Here is a 17,145-nt window from a genome sequence, read left to right on the forward strand (position 1 = left end):
GGTACTTGCTGGAGTGGCGCTCTGAATAATAAGGCAAATACCACTAAACCGAATGTTGCAAAACCAGCACCACTAATCGCTTCTAGCCATTCACCTTCGGCAGCACCCAAAGTTACAACAGCGATCGCTACTTCTACGCTATCTAACAACGCAGCCTTAAAGGTGGTGACAACAGCAAACCAATTCCAGCCAGATTGATTCTCATCTTTTGCTAGTTGCTCCTCCAAGCTATCTTCCCCGCCACCTTTACGCTTTTTGGGAAGACCGGCATAATACCTAACTATAGAGCGCGTCCACTTTTGCCCAAAAAGTAGTAGTAAAACTCCCGCCACAATCCTGAGAATATCTACAGGGATCAGCGTCAAACTTTTTCCTAAGACCAGAGATAGCAGTAACGTCAAGACAATGCCACCGCCTGAACCAACCAGGGCATTACGCCAACCTGCCAACCTGCCGACAACGATGACTATACCGAGAATTTCGACTAATTCAATTAAAGAGCTAGCAAAACTAGCGAGAACGATTTCCCAATTCATAATATTTTCTGTTGATTGTTGATTGTTGACTGTTGACTGATGACTGATGACTGTTGAACAACTTTAAGTTGGCTGTTTTTGCTATTGACAGATTTACTTGTGTACCAATGGGTAAAGCTATGCTGGCTGGTGTTCGTGCATACAGCTTCTTTCCAGAGGGAGTATACAAGCTATATCGATATTCATGTCCTAAAAAGAAACGTGTCTCAATCTTCATTGCCCCATCATTAGCTGGGTGCAAAATAATGTCCTCTTCGCGGATCATTAAATCTCCTTTGTCTTGAGAAATCTGACTTTCCACGGCAAAACATCCAATTTCGGTTGCCCAGCAATTTCCTTGCAACTGCGCTGGCAGAAAGTTGGCTTGGGTGACAAATTCGGCTACAAAGCGAGATGCTGGCTGAGTATAAACCGCTTCTGGTGTGCCTACTTGCTCGAATTTGCCTTGTCGCATCACCGCTAATTGATCAGCGATCGCTAGGGCTTCTTGTTGATCGTGGGTGACAAAGATGCCCGATATACCTTTATTTTTGAGAATTGCTAACACTTCCTCGCGCAATTGGAGGCGCACTTGTAAGTCTAGATTACTCAGTGGTTCATCTAATAATAGAAGTTTCGGTTGGGGAGCTAAAGCACGGGCAAGGGCTACCCGTTGTTGTTGGCCACCAGATAATTCATGAGGGTAGCGGTTTTCTATTCCTGGGAGTCTGACTAGCGTTAATAACTCTGCAACTTCTTGGCGGCGTTCGCTTTTTTTCACCGACTGCAAGCCAAAAGCAACATTCTCAGCCACAGTTAAATGTGGAAACAAAGCATAATCTTGAAATAGCATCCCAAAATTGCGTTTCTCTGGCGGCATCCACTGACTATCACCCGCTACTAATTGTCCAGCAATTTCTACAGTTCCCGTCTGTGGCGACTCAAACCCAGCAATAATTCTAAGGAGCGTAGTTTTCCCGCATCCTGAAGGCCCCAATAACCCTAGAACATCCCCTGGTGCTAACGCTAAACTCACCCCAGCCACCGCCGGAGCATTCATTTGAGCAAATTTGAGGGTTACATTCTCTAACCGTAAAATTGCTGATGCAGCCATTGAGTCATCCTTCCGTTTTAAAAATAAGGAGTGGGGGGAGCAGGGAAGGCATCGGAAATGAGGGAGATAGGGATAGCGCTATCAAGGTGAGTTTTGTTTTTAGGGATTACCAAGAAATAAATTATGCAATCTTGTGGGGTGGACATCTTGTCCGCCCTTGGTTATGGGCGGGCGAGACGCCCACCCTACAAGAAAAATTGGATGTTTTTTTATTTGGAAGTCCCTTATTACCACCTCTGAACTCGACAGTTGAGCCTTTTTACTAAGTAATTGCGAATTGCGAATTGCGAATTGGTTTAACTCTCTCCCCTCAATCCACCTCCCTTTGCAAACTGCGGCGTACTTCTGGAACGAGTTCTTGATAGCGATTTTGAGACAAAACCAAGAATGTGGAACTAATGGAAATTACCAGCATGATTAATGCCGCCGCCGCCGCCTGACTGTAAGAGACATTTTCCGTTGCTTTCCAGATTTGGGTAGCTAGGGTATTAAAGCCAATGGGCGCTAACAGCAAAGCGACAGGTAACTCTTTAATTGCCCTCAAAAACACTAATGCAGCTCCTGCTAAAACCCCTGGAGTTACTAGTGGTAGAGTAATTTCTTTGAAGGTTTGCCAAGGGTTTCTACTTAAACTCTGGGCAGATTCTTCTAATTGAGGATTAACCTGAAGTAGGGAACTTCGTACTGTTCCTACCGACTGGGAAAGGAACAACACTAAATAAGCAAAAATCAGCATAGGCAATGTTTGATACAACCAAGACAAGTAATTTGCTCCCCAAAACACTAGCGAAAAGGCAACTACAATGCCAGGTAAACCAAAGCCAATGTAACTACAGCGTTCGATGGCTGTTGTAATCCGACTAGGAAAGCGCACAGCCAAGATTGCTATTGGCAGAGCGCAACAGGTAGCAACTAGGGCGGCCAATCCCGAAGCTAACGCTGAGTTCCAGGCGAGTTGTGTTAGTTGGAACCAAGAAAAAATTTGCTCTGCTTCTGAACTGGCTAAACCTTGTACCAGCCAGAACACGGTTACAGCTACAGGCAAGAATAAAGCCAAGCTAGTGACGGTGAAGCAAAACAAGATGGCAGGTATTTTCCAAACTCCCAGATGAATTAATATCGGTGCATAGTGGGACTTATTACCACGGGTATAGTAAACAGCCCGCGATCGCATTTTGTATTCCAGCCACAACAACAGCAATACTAAACTCACCAGCATCAAAGCCAGCGCCGCCGCCTGATGGCGATCAAATGTATATCGGTATTGCAAAAAAATTGCCTGCGTAAATGTCTCAAACCGCATGACGGAAGTTGTGCCAAAATCCTGCAAGGCATTGAGGGCTACTAGCAATCCTCCCGCTACGATCGCTGGGCGTAACGCAGGTAAGGTGATGCGCCAGAAAGTTTCTCTTTGGTTACAACCTAAACTTCTAGCAGCTTCTTCCATTTTGGGATCGATGCCTTGCAAGCCAGCCTGGATACTCAGCAGTAAGTAGGGATAGGAAAATAATGTCAGCCCCAAAATTGCGCCAGTCCAGCCATATATTTCAGGTAAAGCTTCCACTCCCAAAGGTTCTAGCCAGAGTTGCAACCAGCTACCTTTCGGGCCAAAAGCAGCAATCAAAGCAAAACTACCCACATAGTCAGGTATGGCTAAAGGTAGTGTCGTTATAAGTAGCCAAAATCGCCGCCAAGGTAAATCTGTCCGCAGGGTGAGAAATGCTAATGGTAGTGCGATCGCTGTTGTCAATATACTGGTAGCTACAGCCAAACCAACGCTATTAAACAAAACTATCAGTGTGCGAGGACGTAACACCAAAGCCAATAATTCCTCTCCACCAACACCAGCCATCCGCATGACTAAATAAGTCAAAGGCAGAGTGATAGCCACAGCGATTAATCCAGCTGTAACTACCAAAAATAAAGGTGGATGAGTTTTTCTGCCTTTAGCCATTAGTCCCCTTGTTCCCTTGCCTCCCGCCTATTTACAACAAATCAGCTTGTTGAATCAATGAAATTGTTCCCTTGAGATCCGACAATTTACTTAAATCAATATTGGGTGGTTGCAATTGCTTGAGGGGTAATTGCTTTTGCCCTACCGCAATACCTGTGACTAATGGATATTCGTAAAAACTTTCGGTGATGAATCGTTGGGTTTCTGGTTTGAGCATATAAGCCACAAACTTTTCTGCATCACTCTTTTGATCAGTGCTTTTCAGGATTGCTAAACCTGCGACGTTAATCAAAGCTCCTGCATCACCTTTTGTATGATGGATAGCCACTGGAAATTTGGGATTGGTTTTAGTAAACCGATACAGGTAATAGTTATTGACTAATCCCAGAGCGATTTCTCCCTTTCCTAAAGCTTCCACGATCGCACTATTTTTAGGGTAGGCTTTAACACCATTAGCTTTCATGGCTTTCAACCACTCTAGGGTTTTTTGATCGCCTTGCATCAGTCGCATTGCAGTGACAAAGGAGAGAAAAGAGCCGTTTGTAGGGGCCCAGCCAACTTTACCGCGCCATTTGCGATCGCTCAGTTGCAGTACACTTTTGGGAAGTTCACTGGTTTTGACAAGCTTAGTATTATAATCAATCACCCGCGCTCTTCCCGAAATGCCAACCCATTGCCCTGAAGAAGAACGAAATTGCGGATCAACTTTGTCGAGTAATTGGTTAGGGAGAGGTAAAGTCCGTGCCTCTCTGGTTATAGCTCCTAATGAACCCGCATCCTGAGCATAAAATATATCAGCACGGCTATTTTTGCCTTCTTCAATGAGAGCGATCGCTAATTCTGTAGAATCACCATAGCGGACTTCAATATTTAGCCCCAAATCTTTCTTTGCTTTCTCAATCAAGGGACGCATGATTTCTTCATCTCGCCCTGAATAAATTGTTAGTGTTTTTGGGGTATCTGCTACCGCAATTCCAACTCCCCAACCCAAAAACACAGCAGTAATTGCACCAGAGATTTGCCGCATTTGATGTGAAATCATTAATTAGCCTCGGATTCCAGATTCAGAATTACAGGTCAATTCATCTGACCAAATTTTGTCAATATTAATCACCTATAAAGGATTAACCATTGATTTTGGTAAGGATAGGTTACGTTGAAGCACTGTGCAAGTTAAATTTAGGACATTAAAAGGTTAAGAAAACTTGCTTGTATCCCAATACAGTTCAGTTAAGAAAAATTGTAGGTTGGGTTAAGCAAAGCGCAACCCAACAAAGCCCCGGAAATGTTGGGTTCCGTTCCTCAAACGCCACTTGCTACCCTGCGGGAACGCCAAAGGCGAACAAGTTGGGAAACCCGCCCAACACAGTGGCTCCCCAACCTACACAGTTTAAGGTTTTTGCCCGTTGATGGGCAAGAAACGAAGTCTTTGAAAATATTTAAGGTGAGTTCGATAAACCTCTCCCTGCCTTGAACTTTAGTTCAAGCTGTCCCTCTCCGGCTCGGAGAGGGAAGATTTTGCGTAGTAAAATCAGGGAGAGGTCTTTTTGATTGAGCTTAAGCAAAGACTTTGGGTTAAAAAGTAAAAGTAGTACGTACTACTCCCACATAGATATTAGAGTTGTTGCTATTACCTTCAGGATTCAAAATGGTGATTAATCCTGGGGTAATAGCAATATTGTCATTCAGCTTATATCTATAGAAAGCCTCTAAATGATAGGAGATATCATCGTCTTGGCGGCGATTATTACCAGTGACGAATTGATTCTCAGCAACGTAAGGCGGCACCCCAAACACAATACCGCCAAAATTTCCTTCTCTACCCAAATCAGGAAAACCTAACTGAACGGCCCAGTTCCAAATCTCTGCATTACTCCTAGCAACGGCTGTATTCTCAGCTTGGGCATTGGCGTAGCTGCCCCAAGCAGTGATAGTAAACTTAGGACTAAGTTTGTAATTCCCAGTCACACTATAGTTATTTACAGAAGTTCGCGCCCCGTTGAATGGGTTGTTGGCAAAACCAGTACCAGTGCTACCAGTGATTCCGCTACCTTCAGTGTAATAGGCGTTGACATAAGTAAAAGCCAAACTTAATTCTGAGGTTGGTTGGAAAGTCAGTTGACCTAATGCAGAGTAACTACCATTAAAAATGCCTCTACCGTTAGCGGGGTCATTACCAACACCCGATGGCACAACGTAACCAGCAGTTAAGGTGAAAGCATCATTTAATTTTTGATTAATGATAATACCTGGCCCTTCTGCTGCTCGATAAATTGGGTTATAACGCCCAAAACGGGATAGCGCACCGGAACCACTAGAATCAAAGTTGCGACTGAGAGCAGGTACTTCATCAATGTATTCCAACCCTTCGGTTGCGATGTTGAAGGTTGTGGAGTCGCTTAAAGGAAAACGGTAAAACAGAGCTGATACGCTGACATTGTTGGATTCATTGCCATCAAACCCTAAACGAGTTTGGTTAGTACCAGTTACGGCTGTATTGAATGAAGTAATATTTCTCGCTTGTAACCTAACTCTGAGGCGGTCTTTACCAGTGAAGCTACTATCAAAGTTTAACCGGACGCGATCGGCAAAAATTACATTTTCATCGAGTTCTGGTCTGGTATCACCACGATTTTGAGCATCGGTGTTGATTGCTCTATCGGAGCCAAATGCACCAGCTAGTGCAAAAATTGCTTCTCCCCGGAGTTGAGTAGTTGTAGAGAATTGTTGCGACTCTAAAGTGGCGCTACGAGCTTCTAGAGCATCTACTTGACCTCGCACAGTTTGCAACTCAGCAGTATACTCTTCTTGCAGTTTTTGCAGCGTTACTAAGTCTTCTTTTTTTACCAGATCAGCTGTACTAGTAGCTATAAGTTGATTTATTTGATCTAAACAAGCATTTAAACCAGCAGCAAATTCATAGCGAGTCAAGGCACGATTACCCCGATAAGTTTGGTTAGGATAACCTGCAATGCAGCCGTATCGCTCAACCAGGGATTGCAAAGCCTGGAAAGCCCAGTCTGTAGGTTTGACATCAGAAAGCTGTGAAACTGAAGTTACTTGTCCGAGATTCTCAGCATTGCTAAAACTGGATGGTTGATTTCTTGCAGGTGCTTGATTTAAAGGTACTTCAGAACCTATTGCTGGTACTACAACTATAAATAAGCCTAAAATCGCTGGACTACATAACAAAGAATTCAACCAAAAATTTTGCACGAATATACCCTCACACTTGGTAGAAATTAGTGAAAAATAAAAATTTACTAACATTAAATTCTCTGCTAATTGGAAAATCACAAATATTAGCAAGATTGATTTGATTAAGTAGTGATTTTAACCTTCAATTCAAAAAATAATGTTACAGAAGGAAAAATAATCTTTTAGAAGAAAAATTCTCCAAATCATCTGTAACAATATCAAAGCACAACTATGTACCATAATCTAGAGATTATTTGGAAAAAAACAATTGTCTTTTGTTTACCTATTCTTAACTAAATAAATATTAATATCTTAAAGATTATCTATATTTTTAATTGAATCAGTAACCAATCGTTAAGATCCAGCTAATAACATATTGTTAATTTTTTATAGGAATAAAACTTATTTACTAAAACTTACCTGTGACAGCAATGGAGCAGACGACACCACGCTTTGATAATTCTAAAATGCAGATGAGTCCGGCATTACAATTATTTGGTGCAGGGACAGAAAAACGCATATATGCAATTCCACCATATACCGAATGGCACTAAGAAAAGCTGTAAACTAGGTGGGATAAAGATTACAGCCTTTAATGTCAGAAAGCGCAGTAATGGGATGAGCCAGGCCATGCCTTCTCCTGTCGGAGACACTGCGCGAACGGCAACGTCAAAGACGATGATATATTATTTACTTTAATAATTGAGTGATGGCGCGGAGTGCCCGCGCCCAAGCGATCGCTATTTTCGCTCTACTGAGGGCTAGAGAGTATTTTGACTGATTGACAAAATACGCTTTATCTTAACCTCTGACGAGAGCTTAGAAAGAGGAAGGAATATTAAAAAATAGTCCTTGGTCGAATTGATTTTTCAAAAAGTCTTCCAGTTCAATTTCGTCGTCATTCGGAACTTGAAACCAAGTCTTGAAGTTGTGCTTCAAGAAGTATCCGAAAGATTTCCAGATGGAAAGTTGCTGCCCAATGCTTGTGATTGCGACGTTCATTGTATTTTCCTCAGGTTGTTTCAAGTATGTGATTAAGAATTGGTTAAACAAATTGGCGTTCCACAACAAGTGGATGAATTGTAGCAAGCTGTTCTTAGGCAGTTCTTGTACAGGGGAAGCAGACGGAGAGATTTTATAATTTGTTAAATCATCCCGCTTTCTCTGCAACGCCAACAAATTAATCATTGTTCAGCGCTCTCTGCACTAGCAAATGTATTGAGGAATAGAATTATTCTGACTACAAGGATCTAACCTCAACTGATTCAATACCTGCTGTAATTCCACTTCTGATATATACTTTTCCTTAAGCGAGTTGAAGTACAACAGTGCAGTTTCATAGCAGGCGACAGTTATGTTAGTGCGCTCCTCTGAAGTTAGTGCTGCCACTATTTGAACTGTCTCCTCCACATGCTTTACGTCACTACCTAAACAACTGTGCATTCGCAGGCAGCGAGTAGCATAGGTATTAGGTGGTAGTATCGCTTCTACCAATTGGATATGCTCTGCTTTGATATTCATTGCTAGACGTTCCATCGTATAGCAATACCCAACGCAACTAATTGGATCTGCTGCTTGTACGCTCTGAGTGAAGAAACTCAGCAAAGCCATAGCACTCGGAGGGACGAGTGCTTTGACTACAGCTTCCGCATCATATCCCATCGACTCAATATCAAGCAAGGCGAGGCGATCGTGACCTTGTTCTTCACGAGCTTTCTGTGCTGCCCACTGTGCTAAACTCCAGCGTCCTAATCCAGCAAAGCGCCCAGCTGCTTCTTCCATTAATAGCGCAGTAAAGTGAGTTAAATGGTAAGAAGCAGCAAGTTGCCAGACCCAATGGGAGGGAGTTAAGGCAGGTGGCTTGCAGTTTGGTAATGTATCTTTGGCAGCAGATACTATAGCTCTATCTAGAAGCTTGCGAGTCTCAGATATAGTGTCCCTGTTAAATATCAGTTGGATAAAGGGATTACTACTCTTGAGACTTAATTGGTTACTTTTGTTAGGTTTGTCGATGTTAGTTGAACGGAATAATAGATTCATGGCAAGTTTCTTTCATGGGTTGTTTCTACCCATTCACGAATAAGGTTGTGGAGGATAAAGCGTTGCATAACCTCTCTTTGAGCACAAAGAACTTTAAATTGTATCTTCAGGGAGGAGGGAATGTATGCCTTGATATGCGTGATATTGTCTCGGTCTTCATCTAAGGTGTTAGTCATGAAAGAAGAAGTTGGGCCATCAGCCTTTATCCATTCGCTAATTAGTACTTCCAAGACTTCACTCATCTTTAATCCATATTGTGCACAGAGCGCTTTAAACCGAAACTTAAGCGCTTTCGGCATACTACCTTTAATCACCGTATATGCTTCTTGCTCCTCCTTATACATCCAGGTTACAAACACGAAAGTTCAAAAGTCCTTTGTGATCTAGGGTAAGTTTTCTGAAAAATTTCACCAGTAAAGACTAGTGAAGTTAAGAAAAAAGTTATTTAGTAGTGACAACACTGCACGCATTTTAAGAAAATTCCAGAAAATAAAATATACAATTATCATAATGATAATCATTATGATAGGGTATGAGAGATTGCCGTTGATAGCCTCTCCCTTCCCTTTTTGTAGTAAATTTAATGATGATTGGATTTTTGGGTAAATAGAGGTGTCAATACAATTAACGGATTCACTGAAAAAGTTGTTGAAGGAAACCGCACAGCAATTAAAAGGTGCCAAAAAGCGGAAATTTATAGCACAAACAGTTGTGGCATTAGGACACGGGGGACAGTCTCTAGCAGAGCGAGAGTTAGGATGGAATCGTGTAACTATTAGTAAAGGAATTAAAGAACTAACTACTAATATCACTTGCGTGGATAATTATCGAAGTAGAGGGCGTTATAAAGCAGAAGCAAAACTGCCAAATCTTTTAGAAGATATCAAAAAAATTGTCGATTCACAAAGCCAAATAGACCCAAGTTGTAAAAGCCAAAGACTGTATACACGTCTTTCTGCTGCTGACGTAAGACATCAATTAATTGATAAGTTTGGTTATAATGATGAAGAATTACCAACTTCGGAAACAATTCGTGTCAAGTTAAATGATTTAGGGTATTGCCTCAAGCGCCTTGCCAAAATTCAACCTCAAAAAAACACCCAAGAGTGAATTTTAGATAATCATTGGAATAGAAGTATTTTTGATGGGGTTTAAACAGCATTATATTTTGCTAAAACTATGACTAGGAATTGTAAGCATCCCGTTGTTAACTTAGTCAGTCGAACTTACTTTATGGATACATTTAACTAAAAAAGCTATGTCCTACTGCACTTTTAATAAATATGGTGAGTAGGGAAAGAAAGTTTTTATTTCATTCGTAATAGGTAGTGTGTCGCCTGTGCGGCTGCTCCTAAGTTGCTCTTGAGTGCAGATATTTATCTTGCATCTTTTTCGCTTATTAAAATGATTATCATTTCAATTGATTGTATATTTTATTTTCTGGAAGTCTCGAATATTGAAAAAGCTAAAAAAATAGTACAAACACCAATAATTTACAAAAATAGTCTGTCTTCTATCTAAAGACTGAAATATTGATTATGTTTAGGTTAAATTTTAGATAAGAATAACTTATTTTTTAGTTAAGTCAAAATAATATCAAACACTGATTTGAACTGTGACTGGTTATAGTTATTGAAGTTATCCTATTTTTCTTCTCTAAACTAGGCAGTTACGTTTTTAACATTTTTTTATAATTTTCCTAAAATTCTATATCTTCACTAGTAAAAACCTGACTAAAGTAAAAAGATAGATAGCGAAAGGACTTAGGTAACGCGAAAACCAAAAGTAATTAACGCGAAATGCTAGCTCTTTCCTTCCCAGACTTTTGCTACAAAGCAAACATACTTAATCAATGAAACCTCAAGATGAAAGGTTGAGAAGCAACTTCCAATTTTTCTAGATTCCAAAATTCCTTTTTTGCAAATAATTATTTAGTCACTACGAGGTCAGTTGTCATGGTTCAAATTCTTGAAAACCCAGCAGTCAAGCAACCACCAATTAGTAATAGAGTTGAAAGTTTATTGCTAGATATGTTCGATAATGTTTGCCAAGCTATTGAGGAAATAGATGGAAGTAAACTTCACGAACAACGCTGGACAAGAGATGAAAGAGGCCAATGGGTACAAGGTGAAAACAGTAATGGTGCTATATATATCGACAAGTCGCTGCGGAACGGGAATGTATTTGAAAAAGTAGGTATTAACTACGTATCGATGCAGGGTGAGTTACCTCCTGGTGTCACCTTCCGAGGTTCGGATGTTGTGATGGCTGACCCAACAACTATAACGCCAGATCAAAAAGGTACTTCTTTTTTCGCTACGAGTACCAGTGTTGTCATTAATGGATCTAATCCAATGATACCGACAGCACACGTTAACTATCGCTACTTTCAATTGGGTGATGGCACTGAACCTGGTTCTTGGTGGTTTGGCGGTGGAGGTGATTTAACACCAATTTACTTATTTGAAGAAGATGCAGTTCATTTTCATCAAATACATAAAGCAGCTTGCGACCAACACGACCCAGAACTCTATCCACGCTTGAAAAAGTGGTGTGATGAATACTTTTATCTTCCTCATCGCAGTGAGTGTAGAGGTGTAGGTGGAATTTTCTTTGACAATTTACAACATTCCGATGTCGAAACTTTACTTTCCTTCGTAAAAACTTGTTCTGAAGCTTTCATTCCTGCTTATTTTCCGATTGTCAAACAACGTAAGGATATGGAGTTTACGGAACAGGAGAAATATTGGCAGCGCATCAGACGCGGACGTTATGCCGAATTTATTCTACTGCATGACAGAGGTGTTCGATTCGGATTGGAAAGCGGCATCGTGAGTACACAAAGTGTTCTTAATTGTATGCCTGGAGAAGCTTTTTGGAACTATAATGACCAACCCACGGCTGATAGCCAAGAAGCAAAGCTTCTAGAGGTACTGAGAAATCCCCAGGAATGGGTGTAAAGACGGTCAAGAGCAGATTTTAAAACAGCAGCCGATAAAAATGTTGGCTACCAAAATCCTAATACCGTTTCACTTTAAGATTGATACAGATGGCAGCCTGTTATTGAGCAGGGGAGACTATTGAGCCAGGAGAAGTAAGAAAAGTAATTTGTATCAAGAATTCAGTGAAATGGTATAAGAAGCGCCTAATTTTTACTCTTTACATTTCTTTAGAGACAGCCTCTAAACAAGAAGTAACAAGGTGTTTATGGAAAAATTTCCGACAAGTCTTTTGCTAAAAATTAACAAATCATTTCGCTGGTCTAAGTTAACTGAATTCGCCAATTTAAAAACTGAAATTAGCAAGTTTTTGCAAGTTCAATGGTTAAGTTATGTCTCTATTGAGCCACTGCGGGAAGTTGACATTGTATTCCTGTGTATGTTTGTTAGCAGATACTTAACGTTGATGATCATTTTACTATATTTATGGAGTTCAATTCATAGTAGTCCTGAATCACCAAGGACATGCTAGCTCTGAATTAGTCAGGATAAAAAACTCTATCTTTGATCAGGATAGATGCGTAATTCACTCGCTCACGGTACTAATTCACGTACTTTTAAGAATGGTGAAGCAAAATCTGTGGTGATTGGTAGAGCTTCAAGCAAAAAGTCTGTAGCAGACAGTTTGTTCAAAACTGAACAAAGAAAGTGATTGAGCAGGATACCAAAGATTTGATTGACAAATTGCTGTTGATGTTGTCAATCGTAGGATTCTAGGAGCAAAAAAGTTTTTGGCGATCGCTATCTGAAATTTAGCAATAATCAGCCATTGATTAGATCGTTTTTCTAGGTCATTTAAATGAGTAAAAAACACGGAGAACTGGCAATGGATAACGTTACAGGTATTGGCGACATTACCATGAACGATGTGATGCAAATGGATTCCTCCAAAGCAGTGAGTATGTTTAGGAATCGATTTGCAGCCTACAAGAAACTGGCAGATGAAATTGGAGAACATGCAGCTTTTGAACAAATGATGTTAGCCTACCCTGCTCATCAAAAGGCGTTCATGGGTGCTTTCATTGACAATACCACCATAGCCAAAGGCTTTACCGATGCAATTCCGATCTTTCGGATCATGGGCTTCAAAATGCAAGTCATAGATATTTCCCAAGAAGGAAAAGATGCTGCACTAGAAATTCAACGAGTTTGCCCGGTTCTTTCAATTGCCAAAGAATATGGACTTGAAAGCCCTTGCCGAGTTATTTGCGAGATGGAACAAGAAGCAACCAGGAGAGCATTTCCTGGGATGAAAGCCGCAATTATTAGTAAGCAGGCTGATGGTGACTGCGTTTGTATGTTCAAGTATGAAAGACCTGCCAAAGGGTTAGAAGTAAAGCCACAAAAAACACCGAGCTTGTTCTCTCATATTCTCGATTTGATTCGCTTGACTCCTAAAATCTTGCAGATTGGGATGAACCTTTTAAAAACGTCTCTTTCTAAAGGATCATAACTTTTATGAATGGCATTGTTCAAGACCTCAAGCATTTGATTGCAGGTGAAGTCAGCAACGCGTCAGAAATTTTGACAGAAGTTTCCGAAGATTTTGGTGGTATATTGCAAAAGTCTCCCCAAGTTGTTGTCACTCCTCAAAACGCTAACGATATTGCCCAAACTGTCAAATATGCCACTCAAAAAGGATTAGTAGTTTCTTCACGCGCTGCGGGACATTCGTTAGGTGGTCAATCTTTAAACCAAGATGGAATCGTTTTAAATATGAGGAATCTCGATAAAATTCGAGATATCCAAAAAGACCAACTCTGGTTTAAAGCTGATGCGGGGACTTCTTGGAATCAAGTAATCGATACTTGTATTCCTGATGGTTTAGTTCCTCCCGTATTAACCAATTATTTTGGTGTTTCTTTAGGAGGAACTCATTCTGCGGGTGGTATAGGTGCAGCCTCTTTTCGTTACGGAAATCAAGCTGATAATTGTCTTGGTGTAGAAGTCGTAACAGCAGAAGGTGAGATTCTCTGGTGTACGCCTGAAGAAAACAGCGAACTTTTTAATCACGTACTTTGTGGTTACGGTCAGTTTGGAATTATTACCCAAGTCCAGCACAAACTCAAAGTTTACCCTTCCCAAACCCGCACCTATTTGCTGTTTTATGACAACCTAGATGCTCTTTTGCATGACAAACGGGTTTTAGTAACCCAACAAAGGGTGGATCATCTCGTATCTTTCCCAGTTCCTTGTTTGCAAGGAGTATCCAGAGCAACAGGGATAATGCAACCTTTGATTCAATGGTTTTACACGTTGCGGATTACTGTTGAAGCAAATTCTCTTGACGCTATTGATGACAAAGAAATCCTTGCTGGCTTAAATTTTTACCGTCATATCCATACTGAAGACTTGGGATTTGCACAATTTATCGAACCGATGATTCAAGTAGATAGCAAGGATATTGCTCACCCTTGGATGGATGTTTTTCTTCCAGCCTCATCGGCTAAAGATTACATTGAAACGGCTCTCAAACAGTTGCCTTCTTTTCTCGATATTAGTAAAGCGCAAATGGGCTGCTTTTGCTTGGTAAACCGCAATAACACCATGCCCATGTTTCGTTTACCGGAAGAGGAAGAACTGATTATTGGGTTTGGAATTTATCCCAGTATTCCGAAATCGCAAGTTCAACCCATCTTAGCTGAATTGAAAAAGCTCAGTAACCTGAGTTTAGAGATGGGCGGAAAAAGATATCTAACTTGCTGGATAGATTTTACTATTCAACAGTGGCAAAGGCAATTTGGCGATTACTGGCCAAAAGTTAATGAAATGAAAAGGAAGTATGATCCCAAAGGAATATTTAACTCTGGCTTTTTTGAATACGAACAGATTGCCCATCCGGCGATCGCACCACAGGAAAACCAACTTGTTAAGGAAGTTGCTACGAAATCTGCGATCGCAGTATAAGTCACTTCTCAATCATCTTGTTTAAACCAACTATCCCTCTTTTAAGAAACCATTCTGTTTTCTTTCATCCATAGTGGGCGATCGCTTATGAACAGCTTCTGTCACTCTGGGAAAAGAAAAATGTCAATCCATATTACTTGACCGAGGCTCTAGAAGAGGACAAACTTCAGAGGAGGAAACATGAATATCGCACTTGTAGGTCTTAGTCACAAAACAGCTCCGGTTGAAATTCGAGAAAAACTGAGTATTCCAGAAGAGCGAATTGAAAACGCGATCGCCCAGCTGTGTAAATACTCTCACATTGAAGAAGCTGCCATTCTTAGCACTTGTAATCGTTTAGAAATTTACGTAGTTGTAAACAAGATAGATCGGGCAGCTCAAGAGGTGACAGAGTTTCTTTGCGAGTACAGTAAACTGCCTTTTTCTAACTTGCATCAATACTTGTTTACTCTGCTACAGCAAGATGCTGTTAAGCATTTGATGCAAGTTGCTTCCGGTTTGGATAGCTTGGTGTTGGGAGAAGGACAAATTCTGGCTCAAGTCAAACACACCTTCCAACTGGTTCAGCAATACAATCAGGGCGAACGCATTCTCAATCAGTTGTTTAAGCAAGCCGTTACCACTGCAAAGCGGGTTAGAACCCAAACCTCAATCGGTACGGGTGCGGTTTCGGTTAGCTCTGCGGCAGTAGAATTAGCCCAAATCAAAGTAGAGAAGTTATCGGCTTGCCGAGTCACAGTTGTCGGCGCTGGTAACATGGCTCGGCGACTGGTGCAACATCTAATTTCTAAAGGCGCAACTCAAATTTCAATTGTAAATCGTTCCATCGAACGAGCTGAGGAATTGGCGAATCGATTTAGTGATGCTGGAGTGCAATATTATCCCCTTGCTGAATTGATGTCATTAGTGGCAGCTTCAGATTTGGTCTTTACCAGCACTGCTTCAGTTGAACCCTTACTCGATAAAGCCAAACTCAAAGCTGCATTGCAACCCGAACAGCCTTTGATGCTGGTCGATATTTCAGTGCCTCGTAACGTTGATGCGGACGTTAATGAGTTACCTAATGTGCGGGTGTTTAATGTTGATGATTTAAAAACCGTCGTTGCCCAGAATCAAGAAAGTCGTCGGCAAATGGCAATAGAAGCGCAAGCATTAATCCAAGAGGATTTGGAGGCATTTCAAACTTGGTTGCGATCGCGAGAAACCGTTTCCATTATTAGCTGTTTACGGGACAAACTCGAAAAAATTCGTGAACAAGAGTTAGAAAAAGCTTTGTCCCGTATGGGGTCTGATTTTGCTAAAAAACATCAAGAAGCCGTCGAAGCCTTAACTCAAAGGATTATCAACAAAATTCTCCACGAACCGATGGTGCAACTACGAACGCAGCGAGATGTAGAAGCTCAACGCCTTGTCCTCCAAGTTCTGCAAGAGTTGTTTAATCTAGAGACAGGAGAGGTGCAATCCAGTTTTGTTACCGAAATATCATCTAATTTTGTTGCCGAAACATCCTCCCTATCAATCAGCACTGTAGAGATAGCAGCAAAAAACATCAATGTTGCTCAAGTGAATCGGGAACATTTCAAAGTTGCTCAAATGAGACTTGAAAGTATTGAAGTCCATGCAAAAGTCGAAGAAGTTATTGCTTAAAGCGTAACTTAAGAAAATCCATGATTCTTAATAGCAATAACAGGAAGGAAGTATGTTAAAAAACTTCTGGTACGCTTGTGAGTTTAGCGCCGCCGTTACTACAAAGCCCAAGCAAGTTCGGATATTAAATCAGAAATTAGTCTTTTACCGTAACGCTAAAGGACAACTGATAGCTCTCCAAGATCGGTGTCCCCATCGTGGTGCTGCCTTATCTCTCGGTTGGGTAAAAGATGATTGTATCCATTGCCCCTATCATGCCTGGAAGTTTCAAGCAGATGGGAAATGTATTAATATTCCTGCTAATCAACCCGGAATTCCTATTCCCAAGAATGCTCGTGTAGATAGCTATCCAATACAGGAAAAATACGGTTTTATCTGGCTATTTTATGGAGATTTACCAGAAGAAGAGCGTCCGCCAATCCCACCCTTGCCAGAATTTGAAGACCCAAGCCTACAGAAAATTTTCTTTGAATACGAACTGAACGCTCACTACACCCGCACGCTAGAGAATGATATGGATATGTCTCACGTATCTATTATTCATTCCAAGTCCTTCGGCAATGGGTTTGCATTAGAGCAAAAAATGGAAGATTACGAGCTGAATGTAGGGGACTGGGAGGGTCACGCCAAAGTTAATGTTAGAGATTACACCAAAGCAAAAGACCTTTTCGCCTTTGTGTTTCGCCCATTGAAAGCCAATGTGAAGGTGACTCTAGGCTTTTATATGCCCAATATCACTCGGTTAGTGGTTGACTTTGGTCGTGGTAAGTT

At 41.1% G+C, this 17,145-nt stretch carries 13 protein-coding genes and 2 pseudogenes; 7 read left to right on the plus strand and 8 right to left on the minus strand.

From position 1 onward, the window contains the following. The 5 genes from VE944_RS04980 to VE944_RS05000 all read right to left on the minus strand — a co-directional run. Positions 1–536, minus strand: a 536-nt coding sequence (locus tag VE944_RS04980; protein ID WP_324973165.1) for a COG4280 domain-containing protein, incomplete at its 3' end; no start/stop codon positions are given. Continuing rightward, positions 511–1,629, minus strand: a complete 1,119-nt coding sequence (locus VE944_RS04985; protein WP_324973168.1) for an ABC transporter ATP-binding protein — start codon at positions 1,627–1,629, stop codon at positions 511–513. The genes VE944_RS04980 and VE944_RS04985, both read right to left, overlap by 26 nt. A 310-nt stretch (positions 1,630–1,939) precedes the next feature. Next, positions 1,940–3,583 carry an ABC transporter permease gene (locus VE944_RS04990; protein ID WP_324973171.1) on the minus strand — a complete coding sequence of 548 codons (1,644 nt, stop codon included), beginning with the start codon at positions 3,581–3,583 and terminating at the stop codon, positions 1,940–1,942. A 31-nt stretch (positions 3,584–3,614) separates the two neighbouring features. After that, positions 3,615–4,625 (minus strand): iron ABC transporter substrate-binding protein, encoded by a 1,011-nt coding sequence (locus tag VE944_RS04995; RefSeq protein ID WP_324973174.1) that lies wholly within the window; start codon positions 4,623–4,625, stop codon positions 3,615–3,617. 533 nt (positions 4,626–5,158) lie between these two features. Continuing rightward, positions 5,159–6,853 (minus strand): iron uptake porin, encoded by a 1,695-nt coding sequence (locus VE944_RS05000; RefSeq protein ID WP_414690098.1) that lies wholly within the window; start codon positions 6,851–6,853, stop codon positions 5,159–5,161. Between the two features lie 374 nt (positions 6,854–7,227). On the opposite strand from VE944_RS05000, the pseudogene VE944_RS05005 reads away from it, so the two are divergent. Then, positions 7,228–7,326, plus strand: a pseudogene (locus VE944_RS05005) (alpha-D-ribose 1-methylphosphonate 5-phosphate C-P-lyase PhnJ); the annotation flags it as partial. A 274-nt stretch (positions 7,327–7,600) separates the two neighbouring features. Here the strand turns inward: VE944_RS05005 and VE944_RS05010 are convergent. From VE944_RS05010 to VE944_RS05020, 3 genes are all read right to left on the minus strand, one after another. Beyond that, positions 7,601–7,783, minus strand: a complete 183-nt coding sequence (locus tag VE944_RS05010; protein ID WP_324973180.1) for a hypothetical protein — start codon at positions 7,781–7,783, stop codon at positions 7,601–7,603. A gap of 204 nt (positions 7,784–7,987) precedes the next feature. Beyond that, on the minus strand, positions 7,988–8,821 hold the full coding sequence (locus VE944_RS05015) for a hypothetical protein (RefSeq protein ID WP_324973183.1): 834 nt from the start codon (positions 8,819–8,821) through the stop codon (positions 7,988–7,990). Continuing rightward, positions 8,818–9,063 (minus strand): hypothetical protein, encoded by a 246-nt coding sequence (locus VE944_RS05020; RefSeq protein WP_324973185.1) that lies wholly within the window; start codon positions 9,061–9,063, stop codon positions 8,818–8,820. Before VE944_RS05020 ends, VE944_RS05015 begins: the two co-directional genes overlap by 4 nt. A gap of 376 nt (positions 9,064–9,439) precedes the next feature. On the opposite strand from VE944_RS05020, the pseudogene VE944_RS05025 reads away from it, so the two are divergent. The 6 genes and pseudogenes from VE944_RS05025 to VE944_RS05050 form a co-directional block, all read left to right on the plus strand. Continuing rightward, positions 9,440–9,928: pseudogene (locus tag VE944_RS05025) on the plus strand (ISAzo13-like element transposase-related protein); the annotation flags it as partial. A gap of 848 nt (positions 9,929–10,776) precedes the next feature. After that, complete coding sequence (hemF, locus tag VE944_RS05030) at positions 10,777–11,781, plus strand: oxygen-dependent coproporphyrinogen oxidase (RefSeq protein WP_324973188.1); 1,005 nt, start codon at positions 10,777–10,779, stop codon at positions 11,779–11,781. Between the two features lie 838 nt (positions 11,782–12,619). Further along, entirely contained in the window at positions 12,620–13,273 is a 654-nt protein-coding gene (locus VE944_RS05035) for an L-2-amino-thiazoline-4-carboxylic acid hydrolase (RefSeq protein WP_324973190.1), read from the plus strand. A gap of 5 nt (positions 13,274–13,278) precedes the next feature. Then, positions 13,279–14,727, plus strand: a complete 1,449-nt coding sequence (locus VE944_RS05040) for an FAD-binding protein (protein WP_324973192.1) — start codon at positions 13,279–13,281, stop codon at positions 14,725–14,727. 180 nt (positions 14,728–14,907) lie between these two features. Then, complete coding sequence (locus VE944_RS05045; RefSeq protein ID WP_324973194.1) at positions 14,908–16,374, plus strand: glutamyl-tRNA reductase; 1,467 nt, start codon at positions 14,908–14,910, stop codon at positions 16,372–16,374. 52 nt (positions 16,375–16,426) lie between these two features. Continuing rightward, the coding region (locus VE944_RS05050) for a Rieske 2Fe-2S domain-containing protein (protein ID WP_324973198.1) at positions 16,427–17,145 on the plus strand (719 nt) is incomplete at its 3' end.

This window comes from Nostoc sp., assembly GCF_035638895.1.
Classification (GTDB): Bacteria; Cyanobacteriota; Cyanobacteriia; order Cyanobacteriales; family Nostocaceae; genus Nostoc.